Origin of the sequence: Martinezella lusitana (assembly GCF_900094565.1) — a bacterium.
Lineage (GTDB): Bacteria > Pseudomonadota > Alphaproteobacteria > Rhizobiales > Rhizobiaceae > Rhizobium > Rhizobium lusitanum.
This window is the reverse complement of record NZ_FMAF01000025.1, coordinates 1-24,623: the sequence shown is the minus strand read 5'-3', so window position 1 is coordinate 24,623 and position 24,623 is coordinate 1. Positions and strand designations below refer to the sequence as shown.

The 24,623-nt window shown below is 58.5% G+C and carries 20 protein-coding genes and 1 pseudogene; 17 read left to right on the top strand and 4 right to left on the bottom strand.

Translation table 11 applies throughout. The features are described from left to right. Positions 1–60: 60 nt before the first annotated feature. Both GA0061101_RS29965 and GA0061101_RS29960 read left to right on the top strand, forming a co-directional pair. Complete coding sequence (locus tag GA0061101_RS29965) at positions 61–1,854, top strand: methyl-accepting chemotaxis protein (protein WP_037199392.1); 1,794 nt, start codon at positions 61–63, stop codon at positions 1,852–1,854. Between the two features lie 385 nt (positions 1,855–2,239). Further along, positions 2,240–2,476, top strand: coding sequence for a hypothetical protein (locus GA0061101_RS29960; protein ID WP_037199530.1), 237 nt, complete (start codon positions 2,240–2,242; stop codon positions 2,474–2,476). A 310-nt stretch (positions 2,477–2,786) separates the two neighbouring features. Here the strand turns inward: GA0061101_RS29960 and GA0061101_RS29955 are convergent, their stop codons facing one another. Then, a complete protein-coding gene (locus tag GA0061101_RS29955) occupies positions 2,787–5,651 on the bottom strand; it encodes an ATP-binding protein (protein ID WP_051964046.1) in 2,865 nt (954 codons plus the stop codon). A gap of 328 nt (positions 5,652–5,979) precedes the next feature. Between GA0061101_RS29955 and GA0061101_RS29950 the strand changes: the two genes are divergently transcribed. The 8 genes from GA0061101_RS29950 to GA0061101_RS29910 all read left to right on the top strand — a co-directional run bounded on the left by GA0061101_RS29950 (position 5,980) and on the right by GA0061101_RS29910 (position 14,169). Then, positions 5,980–7,299, top strand: coding sequence for an epoxide hydrolase family protein (locus tag GA0061101_RS29950; protein WP_051964044.1), 1,320 nt, complete (start codon positions 5,980–5,982; stop codon positions 7,297–7,299). Positions 7,300–7,370: 71 nt separating this feature from the next. Beyond that, positions 7,371–7,898: a hypothetical protein gene (locus GA0061101_RS29945; RefSeq protein ID WP_037199391.1), complete on the top strand. Its 528-nt coding sequence runs from the start codon at positions 7,371–7,373 to the stop codon at positions 7,896–7,898. A gap of 39 nt (positions 7,899–7,937) precedes the next feature. Further along, positions 7,938–8,588 (top strand): cysteine hydrolase family protein, encoded by a 651-nt coding sequence (locus GA0061101_RS29940; protein WP_037199390.1) that lies wholly within the window; start codon positions 7,938–7,940, stop codon positions 8,586–8,588. A 124-nt stretch (positions 8,589–8,712) separates the two neighbouring features. Then, positions 8,713–9,771, top strand: coding sequence for an alpha/beta fold hydrolase (locus tag GA0061101_RS29935; RefSeq protein ID WP_081938826.1), 1,059 nt, complete (start codon positions 8,713–8,715; stop codon positions 9,769–9,771). A gap of 75 nt (positions 9,772–9,846) precedes the next feature. Continuing rightward, entirely contained in the window at positions 9,847–10,269 is a 423-nt protein-coding gene (locus GA0061101_RS29930) for an organic hydroperoxide resistance protein (protein ID WP_037199389.1), read from the top strand. A gap of 68 nt (positions 10,270–10,337) precedes the next feature. Further along, positions 10,338–10,685, top strand: coding sequence for a hypothetical protein (locus GA0061101_RS29925; RefSeq protein WP_051964042.1), 348 nt, complete (start codon positions 10,338–10,340; stop codon positions 10,683–10,685). Positions 10,686–11,129: 444 nt separating this feature from the next. Beyond that, positions 11,130–12,776 (top strand): acetolactate synthase large subunit, encoded by a 1,647-nt coding sequence (locus GA0061101_RS29915; protein WP_037199386.1) that lies wholly within the window; start codon positions 11,130–11,132, stop codon positions 12,774–12,776. Position 12,777: 1 nt separating this feature from the next. Then, entirely contained in the window at positions 12,778–14,169 is a 1,392-nt protein-coding gene (locus tag GA0061101_RS29910; RefSeq protein ID WP_037199385.1) for an aldehyde dehydrogenase family protein, read from the top strand. A 199-nt stretch (positions 14,170–14,368) separates the two neighbouring features. On the opposite strand, the gene GA0061101_RS29905 is transcribed toward GA0061101_RS29910, so the two are convergent. After that, the gene (locus GA0061101_RS29905; RefSeq protein ID WP_037199384.1) at positions 14,369–15,379 is read right to left on the bottom strand and encodes a LacI family DNA-binding transcriptional regulator; all 1,011 of its coding nucleotides are present in this window, start codon (positions 15,377–15,379) and stop codon (positions 14,369–14,371) included. A 181-nt stretch (positions 15,380–15,560) separates the two neighbouring features. Here GA0061101_RS29905 and GA0061101_RS29900 point away from each other — a divergent pair, with 181 nt between their 5' ends. The 5 genes from GA0061101_RS29900 to GA0061101_RS29880 all read left to right on the top strand — a co-directional run bounded on the left by GA0061101_RS29900 (position 15,561) and on the right by GA0061101_RS29880 (position 21,772). Then, the gene (locus GA0061101_RS29900; RefSeq protein WP_037199382.1) at positions 15,561–16,808 is read left to right on the top strand and encodes an ABC transporter substrate-binding protein; all 1,248 of its coding nucleotides are present in this window, start codon (positions 15,561–15,563) and stop codon (positions 16,806–16,808) included. Between the two features lie 101 nt (positions 16,809–16,909). Further along, positions 16,910–17,821, top strand: a complete 912-nt coding sequence (locus GA0061101_RS29895) for a carbohydrate ABC transporter permease (protein ID WP_092576554.1) — start codon at positions 16,910–16,912, stop codon at positions 17,819–17,821. Beyond that, entirely contained in the window at positions 17,821–18,690 is an 870-nt protein-coding gene (locus tag GA0061101_RS29890) for a carbohydrate ABC transporter permease (protein WP_037199377.1), read from the top strand. Before GA0061101_RS29895 ends, GA0061101_RS29890 begins: the two co-directional genes overlap by 1 nt. 28 nt (positions 18,691–18,718) lie before the next feature. Then, complete coding sequence (locus tag GA0061101_RS29885; RefSeq protein WP_037199376.1) at positions 18,719–20,662, top strand: glycoside hydrolase family 127 protein; 1,944 nt, start codon at positions 18,719–18,721, stop codon at positions 20,660–20,662. Positions 20,663–20,671: 9 nt separating this feature from the next. After that, the gene (locus GA0061101_RS29880) at positions 20,672–21,772 is read left to right on the top strand and encodes an ABC transporter ATP-binding protein (protein WP_037199374.1); all 1,101 of its coding nucleotides are present in this window, start codon (positions 20,672–20,674) and stop codon (positions 21,770–21,772) included. Positions 21,773–21,949: 177 nt separating this feature from the next. Here the strand turns inward: GA0061101_RS29880 and rpsU are convergent. Beyond that, positions 21,950–22,246 (bottom strand): annotated as a pseudogene (gene rpsU, locus GA0061101_RS29875) (30S ribosomal protein S21); the annotation flags it as partial. Between the two features lie 247 nt (positions 22,247–22,493). On the opposite strand from rpsU, the gene GA0061101_RS29870 reads away from it, so the two are divergent. After that, a complete protein-coding gene (locus GA0061101_RS29870; RefSeq protein ID WP_037199517.1) occupies positions 22,494–23,588 on the top strand; it encodes a nucleotidyltransferase family protein in 1,095 nt (364 codons plus the stop codon). A 225-nt stretch (positions 23,589–23,813) separates the two neighbouring features. Here the strand turns inward: GA0061101_RS29870 and GA0061101_RS29865 are convergent, their stop codons facing one another. Next, positions 23,814–24,197: a VOC family protein gene (locus tag GA0061101_RS29865; protein ID WP_037199371.1), complete on the bottom strand. Its 384-nt coding sequence runs from the start codon at positions 24,195–24,197 to the stop codon at positions 23,814–23,816. A 164-nt stretch (positions 24,198–24,361) separates the two neighbouring features. Between GA0061101_RS29865 and GA0061101_RS29860 the strand changes: the two genes are divergently transcribed. Beyond that, positions 24,362–24,623: IS5 family transposase (locus GA0061101_RS29860; RefSeq protein ID WP_037198188.1), on the top strand; the 262-nt coding region annotated here is incomplete at its 3' end.

Genomic DNA, 24,623 nt, shown 5'->3' with positions numbered 1-24,623 from the left:
CAGTGCGAATATTCACCTGCGGCTCGGCTCTAACCGCATTCATCCAACGGAGGATTGGACGTGAATATTCTAAGTCGTGGTGCTAACGCTCTTGCAGCACTTGCTGCTCTGTCAAAGTCGCAAGCCATGATCGAGTTCGATCTGACGGGCCGAATTCTGACCGCGAACGAAAACTTCTGCCGTGCACTTGGCTATGATCTCACAGAGATTGTCGGCAAACATCATAGCATGTTCGTAGAGCGGAGCTATGCGCAATCCCCAGACTACAAGACTTTCTGGGCCAAGTTGGCCGCCGGCAATTTTGATCAACGACAATACAAGCGCGTTGGCAAAGGAGGCAAAGAAGTCTGGATCGAGGCGTCTTATAACCCAGTCTTTCGCCGAGGCAAACCTATCAAGGTCATCAAGATCGCGACCGACATCACAGCTCAGAAGCTGAAAACGGCTGAAGATGCCGGAAAGATCGAGGCCTTGTCGCGAGCGCAGGCCATCATCGAGTTCACGCCGACCGGTGATGTGCTGACTGCCAATGACAATTTCTTGTCAGCACTCGGTTATACGCTTGCAGAGATACAGGGCAGGCACCACTCAATGTTCTGTGAACCGGCCTACACGGGAACCAGCGATTATCGACAATTTTGGGCCAGGCTCAGCGCCGGCGAGTTCGTTGCCGACGAATTCATGCGGATTGGCAAAGGCGGTCGCAAGGTTTTTATTCAAGCATCCTATAATCCGATCTTCGATCTCAATGGGAAGGTTTTCAAGGTCGTTAAATTTGCAACGGATGTCACCGGCCGCGTCGAGAATGTCGAAGCACTGGCGAATTGCCTGACCAATCTGGCGGACGGTGATCTATCGCAAAGGATTGAGAAACCCTTTATCGCTTCGCTAGAGCGGTTGCGGACGGATTTCAATGAAGCCTCCGAAAAACTGAAGCGGGCCATGTCAACTGTAGCAGACAATGCACAGGCCATCTCATCGGGTTCAAATCAGGTCCAAGCTGCCGCCGACGACCTCGCCAAGCGTACTGAGCAACAGGCTGCCTCCATCGAGCAGACGGCTGCCGCACTGGAAGAGATTACCACAACAGTAAAAGATTCGAGCCATCGGGCCGAAGAGGCTGGTCGGTTGGTCACCCGGACGCGCGAGCATGCTGAGCATTCCGGCGCGGTGGTGCGTGATGCCATTGGCGCTATGGATCAGATCGAGGCTTCATCGCGCGAAATCTCAAACATCATCGGGGTTATCGATGAGATCGCCTTTCAAACAAACCTTCTCGCCCTTAATGCTGGAGTTGAGGCAGCGCGCGCAGGTGAGGCCGGCAAGGGTTTTGCAGTCGTGGCCCAGGAGGTCCGCGAGCTCGCACAACGGTCTGCGACAGCCGCCAAGGAGATAAAGGCTTTGATCACGGCATCCGGCGGCCATGTCCAGAGCGGTGTTTCGCTCGTGACCAAAGCGGGATCCGCTCTGCAAGAGATCGCTACCCAGGTTCATGCGATCGACACCAATGTGGTTGCAATCGTAGAAGCCGCACGCGAACAGTCGACTGCGCTTGCGGAGATCAATCAAGCCGTAAACATGGTCGATCAAGGCACTCAGCAGAATGCAGCAATGGTCGAAGAACAGACCGCCGCAAGCCACAGCCTCGCACGTGAAGCCGCTGCGCTCTTTGAGCTTCTTGATCAATTCAAGTTCGATGATGTGATGGCTCGCACTGCGGTATCAACAAGACATGCAATCCAGTCCGCAGCGCCTCCTGCCCAAGGGCGCAAGCTGCGCAATGCTCCAACTATTCTCGCGACATACGGATCCGCAGCTCTATCTGCAAAAGAAACGGAATGGGAGGAGTTTTAGGACATCGCGACGATGGCTATAGCCTTCCCCTCGTCGGAGTGGAAGGCGGCCAATATGGCTTTGATTGCAAAAATCTCGCTGACGCTCGATTGAGGGCTGGTAATTTTTAGCGAGATTTTTGACGAGCGATTTCACGTGGCGGCATTTTCGGGGTGAGATTATCTTTTGGTCGGTACTGTGGTACTGTCGCTATGGTGTAAGCCACCGCCGGGGCAAGATAACCAGCCAAGACAAAGATGTGAGTCCGACTTGCAACAACGCTCGGACAATTTGCGGTCCAATCAATTTGGTGCTGGATCTCCGTGATTCATCCAAGCTATTCACCAAGTAGCGGAGTGATTTGAAGACGCGCGTGGGCGCCTTGATCTCCGCGATGGGACACGTCATGACGGCGCAGACTATTGCTGCATGGGCAATACAGAACGGATTCAATTCGCTCGATTCGTGGAAGTATCGTCGCAGCGACGATGTGGGCACGATCACCATCGAGATAAAAAAGTTCTCGGTGGTGTTGATCGACGAGAGAGCTGGTTTGCGCCCACGTATTGTATCAAAATTGTTCAAAGACTTATTTTCCCAGAGTCCAAACGGTGGGCTCGAGCGGTTTTTGTTCGATCGTTGAAAATCATAATCAAACACTAGGCTTTCCAATCATTCAGCTGATCCGCCGGTTGAGGGGGAAGTGTGTGCAGTCCGGGTAAGGACATGTCCCGCATGAGATAAAGTGCGGCATTGACGGCGCCCCCAGGATCTTCAGCTCGACCCCGGCGGGAAAGGCTAATTTCCGGTCTGCCATGCATTTACAGCGATCGGCACGAGGATCCGATACCGATAGTTGCGATAATCGGTTGTTTTGCAGGCATGGCGGCAGGTTTTCGCAGGATGCGTATTTGCAATCATGCCCTTGCGATGCCCAAATTCACAGGAACTGATCATCTCCCGCGGTGTGCAAGTTTCTCCAGCGCCTCTGCAGCCGCCTTGAGATCCGGCGTATCTCGGCCCTCCGTGAGACGCTCGAAGATCGGTCGCAACAACTCTGTCGCTTCCGTCGAACGACCCTGGCCAGCCCATAGTCTCGCCAGATCTGTCGCCGCTCGCACCTCCCAGGATCCCGCGCCCTGGTCTCGGCTCATCTGCAGGGATTGCGTGAGGTATGTCTCCCCATCCATGTTGCTCAACTCGGGCGCAGCCAGAAGAATGCTTCCCCTTAGCCTCAAAAGCTCGGGAAGATAGGAAAAGTACCCCTTGTCCTCGATCAATTGTGCCGTCTCTTCCGCCAACGACCAAGCGTCGGTGTAGCGGCCGATCGAGACAAAGCCCGCAATCAAGACAAACTGGAACCGGATGGTGAACAGTTCGAAGCGTGCGACGTGGAGGTTTTCGAGTTGCCTTTGCAAGGCGGCTGCGCCGACCTCTACGTCTCCTCGTCGGATCGCGATTTCGGCTCGGAACGCATGTCCCATCGGCAGGTAAGGCCCGAAAGAAAGTGTTTCCGCCCTCGTTATAAACGGCACCAGATGCTCTTCCGCAAGGTCAAGATCGCCGATCCACAGGAGTGTTGCGATCGAACTGAGCGAGATCGCGAAGGACACCGGATGGCGAATCGTTTCAGCATCCTTGAACGCCTGGCGAATAACGGCACGGGCCTGATCGCGATACCCTTGAAGCCAGAGCGTCGTCGACCATCCTATGCCAGCCCAGGTGTAGTGGTCGAACCCATAATGGATCTGCTTGCTCGCAGGCGATCTTCCGGGTTCGAGAACCGGGGCCAGCGTCGTGCGTGCCTCCCCGAGGCGACCGACCAAGCAGTACGACAGACCGAGGAGGGTATGCGACAGAGCAGTCGCCGCGGGATCGCCGAGACTGCCAGCGATCTCGAAACAACGCTCTGCATACTGCAGACATCGTCGGAACTCTCCGCTGCGGAGATGGAAGAAGTAGAGTGGCCCAAGGAGGCGGGCAGCATTGAGGTAGTCGCCCCGCGCCTGCGCGATCTCAAGGCTTCTGTTGAGAGCCGCGGCCGACATGTCGTTGTGCCCTTGCGTGAACATCAAAGACACCCCGAACGACGCCTGAAGCTGCATCTCCTCGTTGCCACCGCGTGTCGTCTCGTCGATCGACTGCAGCGCGCGCTCCGTCCAACGGTGGCACTCAGGCAGCAGACCCATCGCCCGGAACACAGGTGCGACCGCCGCGACCAGTCCGACGCCCATGGACGCATCGCCTGTCTCGCCAAAACACCATTCGAGGGCCGAACGAACATTGTTGATTGCATTGAAGTGCGGCGCGCGTTCCGTGGCGGTCGAGAGCGATGACCACTCGCTGCCGTTTTGTTCGAACCACACTCTGCAGTAGGCCGCATGACGGCTCGACAGGTCCGTACGCTCGTCATCGTCCTTGCCCCGGTCCAACACGTACGCTCGGGTCGTGTCCAGGAGGCGGTAGCGCATCATCGCTCCGAGCGGACGCGCTGCCACCATCGACTTCTCGACAAGGCTGTCGATCGCCGCGAAGACTGACGCACGGTCGAGCGTCTCGCTCGCCACCACCTCCAAGGCGGCATCGAGCGGGAAGTTACCGACGAACACGGCCAGGCGCCGCAAGACCGTTCGCTCGAGATCGGATAAGAGGCCATAGCTCCAATCCAGCGTCGCCTGCAGGGTTTGCTGACGCGGTGGCGCGCTTCGAAGTCCCTGCCACAACAGCGTGAGCTGCTGATCCAGCAGCGCCGCGGTCTGTTCCAGCCCGTAGGTCTCGACACGCCTGGCGGCAAGTTCGATGGCAAGTGCGACACCATCGAGCTTGCGGCAGATCTCGCAGACGATGGCTGCCTGCGCGCCGTTCACATCCAGTTGAGCTCCGCCGGCCACCGCACGTTCGACAAACAACTGTGTCGCGGGGAAGTCTTGAAGCGCCGCCACCGAAATCTCCGGAACGTCCGGCGGACATGCCAGGGCATCCAACCGGTAGACACGCTCGCCCTCGATGCGCAGGGTTTCCCGGCTTGTCGCCAGGATATGCACCTGCGGTGCGGAATTCAGGATCGACATCACGGTCGTTGCGATTGCCTCGACAACATGTTCGCAGGTGTCGAGGACTAGCAGGATGTGCTTGTCCTTCAAGAAGCGGACGAGTTCAGGTGTAGCGTCGTCGGCCTGGATCGACAACCCAAGCAAAGTGGCAACTGTGGTTGCCGCGAGCCGAGCATCTCCGATCGCGCCAAAGTCGACAAATAGAACATGTCCGTCGAACTGATCCGCGACGTGATGTGCGGCCGCGATTGCAAGGGTAGTCTTGCCGACACCGCCATGGCCGACGATCGTAACCAAACGGGAATCGGTGAGCTGAGCGGCCAGCTTCAAAACATCGACATCACGGCCGACCATGCGCCCGAGAAGCGGGGGAAGGTTGGCGTGTGGGAACGCGTCAGTCGAAGCGGACGCACTTCCCCGGTCGACGAATGTTCTCGAGATCGGAGCGACGAAGCAATATCCCCGTCCAGGTACCGTCGTGATATATCGTGCCCCGTCTTCGCCGTCTCCGAGTGCCTTGCGAAGGCCCGTCATGTGGAAACGGAGGCTGCCTTCCTCGACAACAGCATCCGGCCAGACCTGAAGCATCAAGTCTTTTTTGCTGATGATTTCGTTGGGGGCGGAGACGAGCGCAATAAGGATGTCGAGCGCGCGTCCGCCCAGGTCTGTCGGGGTGCCGTTCCTGGACAGCAGCCTCTCGTTAACGGCCAGCGTAAACGGACCGAAGCGATATGCTTGATTGTCTGCAACCACCTCAATCGCCATGGTGTCTTCCCGAGAGACCCAATGAACTGGCCAAACCTTAGTTGAAGTCCATCTCATCCGCTATCGCAAACTCGGAGAGATTTGCGCCAAGGCTGCTCTCTTTGATTGCATATCCTTTGTATAAAACAACTAATTGAGGGTCAAAACCTGGTGAGTACCCACAACGATGCGAACGCTGTTAGATCCAAATGGCGCTGACAGTGCAACGCCACTCGCAAAAGCTAACGCTTCCTCATACCCCATAACGGGCGTTTTCCGCTCTCTCCTCGTAGGTTCTGACGCAGCACGGAGGTGCAGCCAGACCTTTCCGATTTTGAGGAGATTCGACATGCATACGAAAGCTTTCGAAGAGATTGATCAGGACCGCCGCATGCTTCTAGGTGCGGCAACGCTGGGGATCGCTGCCGTGGGCGCAATGAGCCTGCTGCCGTCGCGTCTGGCCGCAGCCCCGGCGGCCGACGCTATCCGGCCATTCCATGTCAAATTCAAGGACGACCAGCTCGCTGACCTTCGCCACCGCGTCGCGGCGACCCGCTGGCCAGACCAGGAAACGGTTTCGGACGACACGCAGGGCGTCCGATTGAACACCATCAAGAAGCTTGCCAAGCACTGGCAGGGCTATAACTGGCGCACTGTCGAAACCCGGCTCAACAGCTTCCCGCAGTTCGTCACCGAGATCGACGGCCTCGACATCCATTTCATCCATGTCCGCTCCAAGCATGAGAACGCGCTACCGATCATCATCACGCATGGTTGGCCGGGTTCGATCATCGAGCAGATGAAAATCATCAAGCCGCTCACCGATCCGACGGCCTATGGTGGCACTGAAGACGACGCGTTCCATGTCGTCATCCCCTCACTACCGGGCTACGGCTTCTCCGCCAAGCCTAAGGAGGTTGGCTGGAACCCACCCCGCATCGCCAAGGCTTGGGCCGTTTTGATGCAACGCCTCGGCTACACGAAATACGTCGCCCAGGGCGGCGACTGGGGCAATGCCGTAACCGAACTGATGGCGGTACAGGAGCCGCCGGGACTGCTTGGCATCCATACCAACATGGCGGCAACCGTGCCCGCCGACATAGCCAAGGCGCTCGCGGCCGGCAGTCCGGCACCTGCAGGTCTTTCAGACGACGAGAAACGCGCCTACGGCCAGCTCGACGATTTCTACAAGAACGGGCTCGGCTATGCGGTCGAGATGAACAATCGCCCGCAGACGCTCTACGGCATCGTGGATTCGCCGGTCGGGCTCGCCGCCTGGATGCTCGATCACGACATCCGCAGCTACCAGATGATCGCACGGTCCTTCGACGGCGCGAAGGAGGGGCTGACACCGGACGACGTTCTTGACAACGTCACCCTCTACTGGCTGACCAACACTGCGATCTCGTCGGCGCGTCTCTATTGGGACAACGCCCATTTCCCGTCGGGAGGATTCTTCGATCCTCGCGGCATCAAGATCCCGGTCGCCGTAAGCGCGTTCCCGGACGAAATCTACCAGGCGCCGCAGAGCTGGGCCGAGAAGGCTTATCCGAAGCTCATTCACTACAACCGGCCGCCGAAAGGTGGACATTTCGCCGCCTGGGAGCAGCCGGAGCTGATGACGACCGAACTGCGGGCGTCGTTCAAGTCGCTGCGCGACGAGACGTGACGAATTCAATGGCGCGGCGCCCCGCGCCATCGTCCCCCCGTATTACCCCATTCCATCAAGGAGAAACGGACATGAGCGAGAACCAGATCGTCGATTCAAGCTTCAGCGCCATCATCAACGCACCGATCGAGAAGATCGACATTCCGAAGTGGTGCTTTTCTCTTCCCGAGAAGGAATATCAGGGCTGCTCGCCCGCCCATATCGCCGCCGGCTTCACGACCGCACCCGACGGCAAGCGCATGTCGATCAATGTCGAGACGATCGGCGGTAGCCTGATGGTCCAGCACTATGTCGAAACACTCGGCGAGAAAGATCATCTGATCCTCGATTCCGACTCCGACGTGTTCACGCCTACGGGCCGCGTCACCATCCACGTGACCTGGGAACTGAGCGTCAGGGAGATCGAGAAGGGGAGATGCGAATTCACCAATCGGGTGCAGTCGTTCGCCACCAAGGAGATGCTTGCATCCCTCGACCGACAGGGAATTCCTTTCGAAATCTTTCGTACGCAGCGTCAACCGATGTCGATCGCGCACAACAAGGGTGAAACGCCCCTGTTTGCCGCCAGCATCGAGCGTGCCGCGCTCAGGAGCAACTGATTCATCGACAGCGATCCCCACGCCGCAACGGAGAGTTCAATGGCCCAACTGTCTTACGATCCTGACGTTACCGCCCTCCTGGTCGTCGATCCGTACAACGACTTCATTTCCGAGGGAGGCAAGATCTGGCCGCGCATCAAGGATGTGGCCGAGGCAAACAATTGCGTTCCGCACATGAAGCAGATTCTTGAGGCGGCACGGGAAAACAAACTTCGCGTCTTTTTCGCTATGCATCACCGCTACCGCGAGGGTGACTACGAGACCTGGAAATACATCGCTCCCATCCAGAAACTGGCGTGGAACCGCCGGACCTTCGAATTCGGAACATGGGGCGGCGAGTATAGGGCCGAGTTCGTTCCCGCGCCGGGTGAGACTGTCGCCTCGGAACACTGGTGCTCCAGCGGCTTCGCCAACACGGATCTCGACAATCAGCTCAAGAGGCAAGGTATTCACAGGCTCATCGTGATCGGCCTCATTGCTCATACATGCATCGAGGCGACGGTCCGCTTCGCGGCCGAACTCGGCTACGACGTAACCGTCGTCAAGGATGCCGTCGCCGACTACTCGGACGAGATGATGCATGCCGCGCTCGAAATCAACATGCCGAACTACGCCAGCGCGATCGTGAGCACCGAGGAGATCCTCGTGGCGCTGTCGTCCGTCCGAAGCGCTGCGTCCGCCGCGCAGTAGACGGTACCAACGACAGATCAAGGGCAGCGGGCGTTTCTTTCCTCCCCAAAACGCCTGCCGCCCTCGGCATCCGCCGCCGGCGCGTCTTTGCCGCCGCGGCAACCCTGTAGCAAGGAGCTCAGCCATGGACATGTCTTTTAGCACCCGCAGCGTCGACCTTCTCCGCCGTCGCCTCATCGGTACCGCCGCGATGGCGACGGCCACCTTACCGCTTGCGGCTCTGTTGGCTTCCAAGGTCCAGGCATCGAATGCGGTGACCTCAACAAGCAAACCGCAATCGGAGCCGTCATTCGTGAACCCGAAACAGATCCGCGCCGGGTTGCTGGATATTTCCTATATCGAAACCGGTCCTTCCGACGGTCTGCCGATCCTGCTTTTGCACGGCTGGCCCTACGATATCCATTCCTTCGAAGAAGTCGCGCCGCTTCTCGCCTCCAAGGGCTACCGGGTGATTATCCCGAGTCTCCGGGGATACGGTGGAACGCGGTTCGTATCGGATGAAGTGGTGCGTAACGGCCAGCCTTCGGCGCTCGCCCTCGATGTCATCGACCTCATGGACGCCCTGAAAATAGAAAAAGCAGTCCTCGCGGGCTTCGATTGGGGCGCAAGAACCGCCAACATCATATCTGTTCTGTGGCCGCAACGCGTCCAGGCAATGGTCTCCGTCAGCGGCTACCTGATCGGAAGCCAGGAGGCGGGCAAGACGCCGCTGCCGCCGAAGACCGAGCTCGCCTGGTGGTATCAATTCTACTTCGCCACGGAACGCGGACGGCTCGGATACGACAAGTACCGGAAGGAATTCGCCAAGCTGATCTGGCAGCTAGCCTCGCCGCAATGGAAGTTCGAGGACGCGACGTTTTCTCGCAGCGCTGCCTCCTTCGACAATCCGGACCATGTTGCCGTCGTCATCCATAATTATCGGTGGCGGCTCGGGATCGCGGACGGCGAGTCTCAATACGCTGAGTTCGAAAGGCAGCTCGCCGCGTTTCCAGTGGTCACGGTTCCGACCATCACCATGGAAGGCGATGCAAACGGAGCGCCCCATCCCGAACCCCCGTCCTACCGAAACAAGTTCACCGGGAAATACTCGCATCGGCTCATCAGGGGCGGCGTAGGACACAACCTGCCGCAGGAAGCCCCGAAGGAATTTGCCCAGGCGGTCCTCGATGTCATCCAGACCTGAAGAGACAAAAGAACCTGCCCGTAGGGGCCGGAGTGAAGCAGTCATCGTCCAACACACAAGATCAAGGAGCATGTCATGAGCGAAGGTTCAAAAGTCCTGTACACAGCAAAGACGCATGTCAGCGGCGGCCGCGAGAATGGCGTCGCGCGCAGTTCCGACGGCCGCCTCGACGTCAGGCTGGGAGTGCCTGGCACGGCGCGCATCGGCACGAACCCAGAGCAGTTGTTCGCCGCCGGCTGGTCGGCCTGCTTCGAAAGCGCCATCGGATTGATCGTCCAGAAGAAACGCATCAAGCTCGACGGCGATGTTGCGATCGACGCCGAAGTCGACCTCAACCTCTCCGACGCCGACGGCTATTCGCTGACAGCCCGTCTCAACGTCAGCATACCAGGCGTGGAGCACGATGTCGCACAGGCCCTGATCGAAGAAGCGCATCAGATCTGCCCTTACTCGAAGGCGACGCGCGGCAATATCGACGTTTCGATCCGGCTGGTGTGAACCGCCGTAGTTGTCACTCAACCTTAATCAGGGACACCCTCCCTTGGATCTTAACATGGAGAATTTCGATGTTTACGATTGCCAGTCCAGACCAACTTCGTGCTCGCCGGGCTGCGGCTGCCGTCATCGCCTTCACAACCCTCGCGGCGTTTTCAGACTGCGCCTTCGCGCTTGAGAGAACCTCCGCCAACTCGCTTCGTTGCAACGGTGCGATGGAAGCCATCCGCCGTGACGGCGCGATCATCGTCAGTCGCCCAGCGGACAGAGTGAGCGGCCTCACCGTCTATGACCGCTATGTCGGTGGCACGGCCTCCTGCAATGCGGACGAGATTGCTGTCCTGCAAGAAATCAAGACCGTCGACGTGTCGATGTGCGCCTTCTTCATCTGCAAGCACGCGCCCATGGGCAATCATTAGGCACTGACCGATGTCTTGGGCCCTTCGGAAATGTTCTGTCGAAAGGAGCAACTGCGATGACATCCGCAATGGGCACGGCGCTCATAACTGGCCATCTTCCGGCATGGGCGCAATCTACGCCGACAGGCTTGCGCGACGAGGATATGACCTCATCCGCGTCGCGCGTGGCCGGGAATCCTTGAAGAGCGTCGCGGATGCTATCGCCGCCGCGACGGGTCGGGCCACAACCCCGGTCCGCGCGGATCTCGGCAATCCTGAAGACCTTCGACGGGTCGAATCCATCCTCCGCATGGAAAGCTACCGTCAATCAAACATACCTCATCTGCAATATATGCACCAACGTGCGGTTGGATCGGATCGGGAAGACGCCTATGTTTGACTATGGAGCAGTTCGATCTCGATCGTTCCCATTGATCGACCCGGCAATCAACAGAGGCATCCGTCATGACCAAAGGCTCTGATCTCCTCGTCGCCGCCCTCGAAAACGAGGGCGTGGACCGCATCTTCGGTATACCCGGCGAAGAGAACCTCGACGTCGTCGAGTCAATCCGCAAATCCTCGATCCAGCTTGTGTTGACTCGGCACGAGCAGGCGGCCGCGTTCATGGCCGCGACCTATGGCCGGTTGACCGGCAAGCCGGGGGTCTGCCTGACGACGCTCGGGCCGGGCGCCTTGAACCTTTCAACGGGTGCGGCATACGCGCTTCTCGGAGCCATGCCGATGGTGATGATCACCGGACAGAAGGGGATACTTTCGTCCCGGCAGGCCCGGTTCCAGGTGGTCGACGTCGTGGCATCTATGAAGCCGCTCACCAAGCTTACTAGGCAGATCGTCTCGCCGCAGACGATCCCGACAATGGTCAGGGAAGCGTTCCGGATCGCACAGGAGGAACGGCCGGGGCCGGTTCATCTGGAGCTTCCGGAAGACATCGCTGCAGAGGAATGCGAGCCGGTCGCTCTGGTCGCTCCGCATCAGCTGGAACTTCCGATCGCAAGTGATGCGGCCCTCGATCGCGCCGCAGCGCTCATCACGGCGGCGAAACGCCCGCTGCTCATGCTTGGGGCCGCAGCCTCGCGCCCTCGCTCGACGTCGGACATCGCGCAGTTCGTCATTCGCACCGGCATCCCGTTCTTCACGACCCAGATGGGGAAGGGAACGGTTCCGGGCGGAACCGAGCTCTACATGGGCACTGCCGCATTGTCGGAACGGGATTATGTCCACGAGGCGATCGAACAGGCTGATCTCATCATCACTATCGGCCATGATACGATCGAGAAGCCACCCTTCATCATGGGCAGGGGCGGTCCGAGCGTCGTCCACGTTGGCTATCAGCCCGCGACCGTCGAGCAGGTCTACTTCCCGCAATCGGAGGTCATCGGCGACATCGGCCCATCGCTGAAGGCGCTGGCGGACCGCCTCGACGGCAAGTTGCCGAACGCTCAGGCCCTTCTTCATCTGCGGGAGCGCATCCTCGAGCGCATCGCGGTCCGGGCGACGGAGGATCGCTTTACGCCGCAGCGGCTGGTCCACGACATCCGGGAGGTCATGCCGCATGACGGCATCCTCGCACTCGACAACGGGATGTACAAAATCTGGTTTGCACGGAACTATCGGACGCGCATGGCGAACACGCTGCTGCTCGACAATGCTCTTGCAACAATGGGTGCAGGGCTGCCATCGGCCATGGTCGCCTCGATGCTTTATCCCGAACGGCGTGTCATGGCAGTCTGCGGGGACGGAGGCTTCATGATGAACTCGCAGGAGATCGAAACGGCCGTGCGGCTGAAACTGAACCTCGTCATTCTCGTCATCGAGGACAATGCCTACGGCATGATCCGATGGAAACAGGCGGTGGACGAATTCCCGGATTTCGGGATGACGTTCGGCAATCCGGATTTCGTCAAATACGCAGAGTCCTATGGTGCCAAGGGAACAAGGGTCAGCGACATCAGCCAGTTCAAGCAAACTCTCGAAAATGCCTTTTCCGGCGGTGGCGTTCACCTCGTAAATATCCCTGTCGACTACTCGGAAAACGAGCGCGTGTTGGTCAAGGAGCTGCGCGAACGGCTTCCTGCCATTCTGGAGAACTGACATGACGCTTAAGCTGAAAGTTTATCAGGCATTCGACCGGGAGCTGATCGCGGAAATTCCGGCGGACGATGCCGCAGCTCTCGAGCGCAAGCTTGACGTTGCCGCGCGGGCCTTTGCCGATCGCAACAGCTGGCTACCGGCACATCGCAGGATCGCGATCTTGAGAAGGGTGTCTGAGCTTCTCTCAGAGAACCGAGACCGGTTTGCGGTCATGATCGCCCGCGAAGGCGGCAAGCCGCTCACGGATGCGATCATCGAGGTGACGCGTGGGATCGATGGTCTGGTCAATGCGGCCGACGAGCTTCGCAATTTTGGCGGCAGGGAGATCCCGATGGGCCTCACTGCCGCCAGCACGAACCGATGGGCCTTCACCACCAAGGAACCGATCGGTGTCGTGGCGGCGATCTCGGCGTTCAACCATCCCCTCAATCTCATCATCCACCAGATTGCGCCTGCGGTGGCCGTGGGTTGCCCGGTCATCGTCAAGCCGGCGGCAACCACTCCGATTTCCTGCATCGAGATCGTCAAGCTGTTCTGGGAAGCGGGACTGGACGAGCGCTGGTGCCAAACGTTGATCACTGAGGACAATGCGCTTGCCGAGCGCTTTGCCACGGATCAGCGTGTCGCCTTCATGAGCTTCATCGGCTCGGCGAAGGTCGGCTGGTATCTGAAGAGCAAGCTGCCTCCAGGCACGCGATGCGCGCTGGAACATGGCGGAGCGGCTCCGGTTATTGTCGACCGCAGCGCAAGCATTGACGCAATCGTCGGGACGATCGTCAAAGGCGGATACTACCACGCGGGCCAGGTCTGCGTGTCGGTGCAACGCCTCTTCGTGCATGAAGACATCCTAGCGGCCTTCACGGATGCACTGGCCGCCAGGGTAGCAAGTCTCCGTGTCGGTGACCCCACACTAAAGGAGACAGAGGTCGGGCCGCTGATCCTGCCGCGCGAGACCGAGCGTGTTTCAAACTGGATCCAGGAAGCGACCGATGCGGGCGCGAGGCAATTCGGAGGCGGACGGCTGTCCGAGACCACGCTTCTGCCTTCCGTCCTGCTTAATCCGCCAGCGGACGCCAAAGTGTCGCGACTTGAAGTCTTCGGACCGCTCACCTGCGTTTACGACTATAGCGACGTTGACGAGGCGATCCGCATATCGAACTCGCTGCCATACGCGTTCCAGGCGAGTGTTTTTTCTTCCGACATAGCAATTGCGCTCAAGGCCGCAAGGCATCTGGACGCGTCGGCTGTGCTTGTGAACGATCACACCGCTTTCCGAACCGACTGGATGCCCTTTGCCGGACGCAGGCAGTCGGGATATGGTGTCGGGGGAATTCCCTGGACTATGGAAGAGATGGCCGACGACAAGATGGTTGTGTTCAACGGCGTCAGTTGATTGCCGGTCGTTCACGGGACGTTTTAGTGTGCATCTTTGTGCCGAATGTTATCTGAGGGCTTGGACCTAACGTGAGAATCACGGTTCGAAGTCCGCGTTGGGAAAGAGAGTGGCCATCAGTGCGAACCTCACAAGACCCTCAGTGCAGCATTCGATTTCCAGTCGCTGCAAGCTGTTGACTGTTTGACCAGTGGCAGGCTTAGCCGGCCTGGCCGCCGCAAGATTGGCGTACAACCAGCCGGCATGACAATCGAGTGATGCCTGTCGGAACGGCTTCACCTTGTGTCAGACGGAGGATGGCAAGGCCTGCGCGGCGACCGATCTCTTTCAATTCCATATCCACCGTTGTCAGAGGCGGTCTTGTCTGCCGGGAGATCACCTCCCAGTTGTCGAAGCCGACGACGGCAACGTCCTTCGGAACGGTGATGCCGATGTCGCGGAGGGCATCGATGACCCCGCGGGCGATTTCGTCATTGCCGCAGAAAATGGCATCGGGCTTTTCTCCGGGCCGGGAAAAGACGGCGTCGATTGCCTCGTGACCCCATTCCTCACTCCAATCCCCATAGTGCACTTCCGCACCCTTGCCGAAGCTCTCGCAGTAGGCTTCCGCGCGGATGCGCACTGAGAGATAGTCTTCCGGCCCGGTAATGTGCAGGATCCGTGAGCGGCCCAGTCCTTTCAGATGCTCAACGGCCAGGCGGGCGCCCTGAGCATCGTCCGGGAAAAAGCTGATGGTCTCGGGTGGTCCTTCGGCAAAGGCATAGACGACAGGAATTGCCAATTTGGCCAGTTCAGCCGGCGGCTCGAGATCAAGGCGCGTGGCGGTGAAGATGATACCATCCACCTGTCGATCGAGCAGGGCCTCCAGATGCAGGCGTGCGAGGCGCGGGTCGTTGTTGGTGGCACAGAGGAAGACGGAGAGGCCGTGATCGACGAGCACTTCCGACACACCGGCAGCCATGGGCAACGTCAGCCTTCCATAGGTATCATTGGTGAGCATGCCGATCGCATGACTGCGCTTGCTCAGAAGCCCGCGGGCGAGCGCATTGGGTCGAAAACCGATTTCCTTGGCTACACGTATAACGCGTTCCCGCGTTTCGGCATTGGTGCGGCCGGTTCCGTTCAGGGCATTCGAAGCTGTCGAAATGCTGACCCCGGCTGCCTGGGCCACGTCATGGATCGTCCGCCGTCGTGTGTCCTTTTCAACCAAAGGCCGGTTCCTTTACCGAATATGATAAAACCTTTTAGCAGAAATAATCGTGATGATAAAAGGTTTTATCAGATTCCTTTCTAAATGCTGCGTACATACTGTCGACATACCAAAAAATGTCGACTAACGTTTTGGACACGCCACTGGGAGGCTGCTGGCGGCAAGAAAAAGGGGAACATCTATGTTCAAGTTAAAGTTGACGCTTTCTGCGCTTTCGCTTCTGGCCAGCGCGACGCTCGCCAATGCTACCGACATCACCCTTTGGGTACGCACCTCGTCCGGCGCCGTGCTTCAGGGGCTGGCCGACAAGTACAACGCATCGCATTCCGACAAGATCAACGTGACCCAAATCACGGCTGAGCAGATGGTTCCGAAGCTCGGCGCCGCTATTGCCGGCGGCGCGGCTCCTGACAGCGCCGTGCTCGACCTGATCTACCTTCCGACCTTTGCCGCGGCTGATGGTCTGGAGGATATCACCGACTTTGTGAAAGGCCTGCCATATTCCCAGGCGATGAGCCCGTCCCATATCCGGCTTGCCACCTATGACGGCAAGATCTACGGCGTGCCGGCACTGCCGGATGCGTCGATTATCGCCTACAACACCGATCTCTTCACAAAGGCCGGTCTCGACCCCAACAAGGCGCCGGCATCGCTGGAGGAAATCGCCACTGACGCCAAGAAGATCACGGCGCTCGGCAACGAGACCTATGGCTTTTATTTCGTGGCCAATTCGGGAAGCTGGCTGATCTATGACTTCCTGCCGCATCTCTGGGCCGCAAATGCCGACGTGCTGAGCGATGATGGCCGTGCAGCAACCGTCGATACACCGGCGCTGCGCGAGACGATCGCAGCTTACCGCGATATGTGGAAGGCGGGTGCGATCCATCCCACATCCCGTTCCGGCAACGGCAACAATGCCGTCGAAGCGTTCGCTTCGGGCAAGGTCGGGATCCTGATGACCGGCTCCTACATCGTCAACCTGCTGACCAGCAAATATCCGGATGTAAAGTTCAACGTCGCGCCGATCCCGGGGCCGAAGGGCGGTGAATCGAGCTTCGCGGGTGGTGACACGCTTGCGCTCATCAAGGGCATCAGCCCGGAAAAGAAGAAGGTCGCGCTCGACTTCGTCAATTTCTATATGCAACCCGAGCAGCAGGTCTACATTACCCAGGAATCGGGCATGCCGTCGCGCACCGATCTGGCCGCCGAAGCCTATGCGAAATTCGACAAGCGCAATCTCGTCGCCTACGACATTCTCGCCAAGGCACGCACGCCTTACACCTTCTCCTCGGATGAGCTTTTCGTCAGCCGCACCGGTCCCTTCCTCAACCTGATTCAAGGCACGATCTTCGGCGACGATGTCGATGCAACGATCGCCAAGACACAGGCCGATTTTACCCGCATTCTCAAGCGGACCAATCCGAACTGAGTGGTGTCGCCCGCGATTTCGGCAGGGCGTTCGAACACGCCCTGCCTTTCTGACCGAACATGTCGATAGTCAACCAAGGGGAAACAGCCGTGAGATCGTCGATGCCTCACAATGAGACGCGAGCCATCTCCAGCGGAGAACCCGAACCGAAGGGATGGCTTGGTCTCGCGTTCATCCTGCCGGGTCTTCTGTTCATCGTCGTACTTTTCCTCGTCCCCCTGGTGATGACGATCTGGATGAGCTTCTACAATTGGCCGCTTCTTGGCCGGACCAAATTCATCGGCCTTGCCAATTATGCCGAGCTTATGGGCGACGTCCAACTCTGGCATTCCCTGGGTTTCACGCTGCTCTATACCGTGCTGGTGACTGCTGCGATCTTCCTGGTGGCTTTCCCGCTCGCGCTGCTTGTCGACCGGCCGCTTCGCATTGCCGGGTTCTTCCGCACGATCTACTTCATGCCCGTCGTCATCGGGTTCGGGGCCGCATCGACATTGTGGATGTGGCTGCTCAATCCAGACAGCGGCGTCTTCGCGCAGCTGCTGCGGGGAGTGGGGCTTATCGACAGCGCCCCGAGGCCGCTGCAAAGCTTCTGGCCGGCACTTGGCGTCGTCATTCTGATGGTCGTCTGGAAGACGGCGGGCTTCACCATGATCATCCTGCTGACAGGTCTGCAGAGCATATCGGATGATGTGATCGAGGCCGCCAAGATCGACGGTGCCAATGTCTGGAGTCGGTTCCGCCGGATCACGTTGCCGCTGATGCGAAATTCGGTGGTGCTGGCGCTCGTGCTGAACGTGACCTCGTCGATGCTGGCCTTCGACCAGTTCTTCATCATCACCCAGGGCGGGCCGGAGAACAGCACGATCTCGGCGGTGTTCTCGATTTATCTCGCGTCGTTCTCGTCATATCGCCTGGGTTACGGTTCGGCGATCTCGTTCGCGCTTCTCGTCGTCCTCGTAGCGATCAGCACGATACAGTTCGTCTTTCTTCGCCAGCGTCCGGAGGAAGGCTAATGCACCGGCTAAACTACAAGCTTGCGCCCAAGCCTGCGGGCGAGCGGCTCGGCTATCTCGCCTTCATTCTCGTGGCTCTTGTCTTTGCCGTCTTTTTTGTGATGCCGATCGTGTGGTCCTTCGCGAATTCCTTCAAGCCTGCGGCCGAGGCGCTTGCCAATCCGGCGGCGCTATTCTCGAAGACCTTCTCGCTGGAGAACTACCGCCGCCTCGAGCATGTCGGAGCCGGATGGTACGTCTATGCCGGCAATTCGGTGCTGATCGCCACCGGAACGGTGTTGTTGACGGTGCTGATATCGGTTCCGGCGGGGTACGGCTTTTCGAAATTCCGCTTTCCGGGGCAATCCGCGCTCTTCGTGCTGATCATGGCGACGATGATGATCCCGTTCCAATCGATCCTCACGCCGCTCTTCCTGATCCTGAAGGCCTTGCGGCTGCAGAACAATCTCTTTGGACTGGTGCTGATCTATGTGACGTTCCAGCTGCCCTTTTCCGTCTTCATGATGCGCAATGCCTTCGATGCGGTGCCAAAGGCGTTGATCGAGGCGGCGCGGATCGACGGCGCTTCGCAGGCGACGATTTTGCGGCGGATCATGTTGCCGATCGCATTGCCTGGGGTTGCGACGATCGCCATGTTTGCCTTCCTGAACTCATGGAACGAGTTCCTGGCGGCGCTGATTTTTCTTTCCGATCAGAACAAGTTCACCCTGCCGATCATGCTGGTCAATGTTTCCTCGGGCATTTACGGCATCATCGATTGGGGCGCGCTGCAGGCCGGCATTGCCGTGACAATGGTCCCCTGCATCCTGCTCTTTCTTCTCTTGCAACGATACTACGTGCGCGGCCTGACGGCTGGCGCCGTGAAATGACAGCGGTTGTTCCGCTGAAGGAGTTGTCATGTCCAGTTCACCTCGCGTTCAACCGGCACCGCTCACAGGCCTCAAGCGTTATCTGCCTGCCGATCATTCCAGCGTCGTCTTCGATGGCGGCTTCTGGCAGGGCTGGAGCGAAACGGTGCGCAACGTCACCATTCCCACCCAGCACAAGCGGCTGGAGGAAGAGGGCTTCCTGGAAGTGCTCGATTTTGACAGGCCCGCCGGACCGCTCGTCCGCCCGATCCAGCCGAGTGGCCTGTCGATGCAGCACTTTTTCGATTCCGACTTTGGCAAATGGATCGAGGCTGCTAGCTACACGCTGAAGGCCCATCCCAACGCCGAGATTGAGGCGAAGATCGACGATATCGTTGCCAAGCTCGAACAAGGTCAGATGGCGGATGGCTATCTCAACAGCTGGTTCATTCGCCGCGAACCGGAAAAGCGCTGGACCAATCTGCGTGACCTGCATGAAATGTATTCGATGGGCCATCTGCTCGAAGGAGCCGTCGCTTACTATGAAGCAACAGGGAAGGGCCGCTTCCTCGATGTCATGATCCGCGCCGTCGACCATATCATTGACACCTTCGGCCGGGAGCCCGGCAAGCTGAGAGGTTATGACGCCCACGAAGAAATCGAGCTCGCGCTCGTCAAGCTCTACCGCGTCACGCGCGACCCCCGGCATCTGAAGCTTGCGACCTATTTCGTCGACGAACGCGGCCAGATGCCGTCCTATTACGACGAGGAGGCGCGCAACCGCGGCGAAGATCCGCAAGATTATGTCTACAAGACATATGCCTATAGCCAGGCTCACTTGCCGGTGCGCGAGCAGCAACAGGTGGTCGGCCATGCGGTCCGCGCCATGTATCTTTTCTCGGCGATGGTGGATCTGGCTGTCGAAAACGGCGATCCGGTACTGAAAGAAGCCTGCGAACGCCTGTACGACAATCTCGTCGGCCGGCAGCTCTATGTGACCGGCGGCCTGGGTCCGTCCGCATCCAACGAGGGTTTTACCCGTGAGTTCGATCTGCCGAACGAAACGGCCTATGCCGAGACATGCGCCGCGGTCGCACTGGGCTTCTGGAGCCACCGCATGGCCCAGATCGATCTCAACAGCAAATTCACCGACAGGTTGGAAACCGTGCTGTTCAACGGAGCCCTGTCTGGCATCTCCCGCGACGGCGAGCACTATTTCTATGAAAATGTGCTGGAAAGCCACGGGCAGCACCGCCGCTGGAAATGGCATTATTGCCCCTGCTGCCCGACGAATATCGCCCGCTTCATCACGTCACTCGGGCAGTATTTCTATTCCACCAAGGATAGTGAACTCGCCGTTCATCTCTATGGCACCAATTCCGCTGAGCTGATGATCGGAGACACCTTCGTTCGTCTCAAGCAGGAGACGCAATATCCCTGGGACGGCGACATCAGGCTGCAGCTCGCGCTCGAACAGCCGAGCCACTTCACCTTGCATCTGCGCATCCCCGGATGGTGCCGGAGCGCTGAGATCCTCGTCAATGGCATGGCCGTCGATCTCGGCGCATGCGTGACGAACGGTTATGCGGCGATCACAAGGGAATGGCGGAACGGCGACGAAGTCCGCATCAGCCTGTCGATGCCGGTCGACCGCATCTACGCCCACCCGGCCGTCTCGGAAGATGGCGGACGCGTCGCCTTGCGGCGCGGCCCGGTCGTCTATTGCGTCGAGGAGACCGATCTTGGCGGCGAGCCGCAGCGGCTTCGCCTGCCGGCAACGTCGGAGATTTCGGCTCGCTACGACGCAGGACTTCTCGGTGGTGCTGCAGTTCTCGAGGGCACGGCGCTCGAGGCCGAAGATGCCGGTTGGGAGAATGCGCTTTATCGCACCGCACCGCCCGCATTGAAGAAGAGGCCGTTCAAGGCGATCCCCTACCATCTCTGGGCCAATCGCGAGGCCGGAGCGATGGCGATCTGGCTGCAGGAATCATAGGAGAAAACGATGGCACGACTGGAACTGAAAAGCGTCGTCAAATCCTACGGCATCTATGAAGCCGTCCGGGGCATCAGCCTTGAAATCGAGGATAATGAATTCGTGGTTTTCGTGGGGCCGTCAGGCTGCGGAAAATCGACCACGTTGCGCATGATCGCGGGTCTCGAACATATTACGGCGGGCGATATCGTCATTGGCGACCAGGTCGTGAATCGCCTGGGGCCTGGAAAGCGCGATATCGCCATGGTGTTCCAGAACTATGCGCTCTATCCGCACATGACGGTGCGTGAAAACATCTCTTTCTGCCTGGAGCAGCAGAAGCTGGCGAAAGGCGAGATCGATGCGCGTATCGCCCGCGCTGCCGAAACGCTGCATATCGGCGAACTCCTGAGCAGGCGTCCGGGCCAGCTTTCCGGTGGCCAGCGCCAGCGCGTCGCGATGGGGCGGGCGATCGTGCGCAATCCTAAGGTCTTCCTCTTCGACGAGCCGTTGTCGAACCTCGATGCGAAGCTCCGCGTTCAGATGCGTACGGAGATCAAGCGACTGCACCAGGTACTCCCAACCACGACGGTCTATGTCACTCACGACCAGGTCGAAGCCATGACCATGGCCGACCGCGTTGTGGTGATGAATGGCGGCGCCATCGAACAGGCGGGGCCGCCGCAGGAACTCTATCACCGCCCGGTCAGCCAGTTCGTCGCCGGCTTCATCGGCTCGCCGTCGATGAATTTCCTTCCGGCGCATTTGGTTTCGAGCCGCGGGGGAGTTGCCGTCGCTCTGGCGGACGGCGCCGAGCTTCTGGTTCCCGATGCGCGCGTCAACGAGTATGCGCGCCATGCTGGAAAATCAGTCATTTTCGGTATACGGCCAGAATCGATTAGCCATCGTCAACAGCGCCCAGGCTTTGCAGACGTTGAGGCGAGGATCGATCTGGTAGAGCCTCTTGGTCCGGAGACCATGGTCTATTTTTCCATCGGCGACGCCAACCTGTGCGCCCGCATCGACCCGGAAAGCGGACCTAGGCCTCAGACGGCGATGCCACTGTCGTTCAATATGAACCAGATGCACTTGTTTGACGTGGCGACAGGCGCGACTCTCTCGCGTGGATAGATGTGATCGAACGTCACGGGCGTTGTCGCCTGTCGTTACCTGCTTGAAAGTGGGTAGTAGGGGGAGCTTGTGCTGCTATACGGTCGGCGTTCGATCGGTATCGGAAACCGCAGGACTATCGTTGTGCATTCCAGCGATGCCCAAAATTGAAATCGTCATGGATCGGCTCCTATTCCGTCAATGACGGCGCATCATACTCGATGTTTTCTGAAGCGCAGGCCATCCATAACCGACACCCCAGCGAGCAGAGGCGCTCAGCTTTTTGGGGCTCGAAATACCGCTTTCCCGCTCAAGCTTTTTGCGAGCGAGTTTGCGGACACGCCTGATACCCTCAGCCTTTTCGCGAGCACGTTTTTCGGAGGGCTTTTCAAAACGCTCCCGAAGTCGGGCCTCGCGGAAAACGCCCTCGCGCTGCAACTTCTTTTTCAAAAAACGGAGCGCTTGCTCAACGTTGTTGTCACGTACTAGAACTTCTGACGCGCCTCGTTAGATCGATGCGCATTGATGATCAAGGCTTGGAAGACCGTTTGCCAGGATTCTCTGTCGCTACTGATTTCATGTGCATGATCGCGAATGGGGCTGGAGGTAAGCTCCGAAGGCGATTACTGGGTCGTTAGTTCCTATCCTTTCAAGGAGATAGAGCTCGCATCCTATCTTGCGAGCTGTCCTCTCGAGCGTTATACTGTTTTTGAAAAAAAGTATAACGCTCGGAGTCGAGCTAATGAAGTCCATCGACCTCATGTACCAGACGATGCTCGCCGAGCTCGGTCAGCGCTCGCTCGACGCCGCATGGACAGCCGATTTCCCTCCGGAGGGTCGGTTCACCCCGGCGAACATCAAAGGGCGCAAATATTGGTACTTCGACATCCCGGACGGACACGGCGGCACGAAACGTCGTTACGTCGGTCCTGCTGAAGATCCGGTTATCGCGCAGCGCGTAGCTGATCATAAGCGGGACAAGGATGACCTACGCGCTCGCAGACGCTTGGTAAATACCCTGACACGCGACGGCGGTATGATCGCCCCTGACGCCATGTCAGGCGACATCGTTGAGGCTCTTGCCGATGGCGGTCTCTTTCGACTCCGGGGTGTTCTCATCGGGACGGTGGCCTTTCAGTGCTATTCGGGACTACTTGGCGTCCGCCTTCCCATGGCCGCGATCCTGACCGGCGATGCTGACATCGCTCAGGATTATGCCATCAGTCGGGAGGTTGAAGATAGTCTGCCGCCGATCCTTGAGCTGCTGCAGGGCGTCGACGCCAGCTTCCGTCCAGTTCCACATCGATCGGGATCCGTGGCCTCGTCGGCCTTTCAGAATGCCGAGGGCTACAGGGTTGAGTTCCTGACATCGAATCGTGGTTCGGATGAGTACGTCGACCAGCCGGCAACGATGCCTGCCCTTGGCGGCGCCAGCGCGGATCCGCTACGCTTTCTCGACTTCCTCATAAGGGAGCCCGTCAGGACAATGCTGCTCCACCGAAGCGGTGTCCCAGTCGTCGTCCCCGACCCGTCCCGGTATGCGGTCCACAAGCTCATTGTCGCCAGCCGCAGAAACACTGACGGGCAGGGGCCAGCGAAGCGAGAGAAGGACGTTCGTCAAGCTGCGCTGCTCTTTGAAGCCCTACAGCAGACAAGGCGATCTGCCGACTTGGCGCTCGTCTACAACGAAGCATGGGAGCGCGGGCCTGCGTGGCAAGAAGGTATTCGAACAGGGGCGGGAATGCTGCCGGCACAAGATGCCGAGCGGTTCAAGATGGTCCTGATCGAGGGCGCAAAAAGAAACCGCGAAGAAGTTGAACTTCCGTTTGGAGAATAGACGTGGTCAGCGGTTCGCGTCCATTTAAGACCGCCACGTCAGGGTTGAAAATTGGAATCCTCAACCGAACAATCAGCTCTAAGCGAGCGCTTATGCACACCTCTCTGTTCAATTCGATCGACCAGAGCTGCCAACCATGGGCGAGTGCCGGACATCTAGCATATGCCAAGCCCGCCGTCGGTTTATCCAATGCGATGATTCTTTTGGGGCCAACCCGTCCAGATGCTACGGGTTGGAGGGGCGAATTCGCCATGGCGGATTGATCCGATTTTGTCCGGCAAAATACAGAAGTATGCGGTTTCCGCCAGGGTCAAACAACTCTGCTTCGCGCCACAACCAGCTTTGATCTTGGGGCGGCGACGAAAAGGTTATGCCCGCGGCAACGAGGTTTTCGTACTGAGTATCAACGTCATCACATTCGAAATAGATCGTGGTGCCATTGCCAGCCGCTTCGCCCTTATGTAGCGAAAAAGTGCTGTCGCCGTCAGGGCAAATAAATCGAACATAGTTGGGTCTCGCATCCACGATGGGAACAAGACCGAGTGCGCAGTAGAAACGCCATCCTTCATCCAGATCGGGCATCGTCACAGTGACTTGGTTAAGGTTCATCGCAATCTCCAGACGCGCGAGAAGCTATTTCCAAATGGGTGCTAATAGCAACCTATACAAAGAATATTGAAGGGTAGAGATCCTGGCCTAGGTCACATACCCATAAAATAGTTTTTGTTTTTAATGGATTGTGATTCACTGCTTCCGTTGATTTGGAGGCAGTGATGGCTCGCTTTGATTTGACGGATTTCGAATGGTCGGTGATTGAACCGCTTCTTCCAACGAAGGTACGCGGCAAGGCGAGGGTTGATGATCGGCGGGTGCTGAATGGTATCTTCTGGCGACTGAGAACGGGTGCGCCCTGGGCGGATATCCCGGCTCGATATGGTCCCTATACCACCTGCGTAAATCGCTTCAACCGGTGGCGCCATGCTGGGCACTGGGAGCGTATTCTCAACGCAATATCAGAAGCTTACGATGGCGACA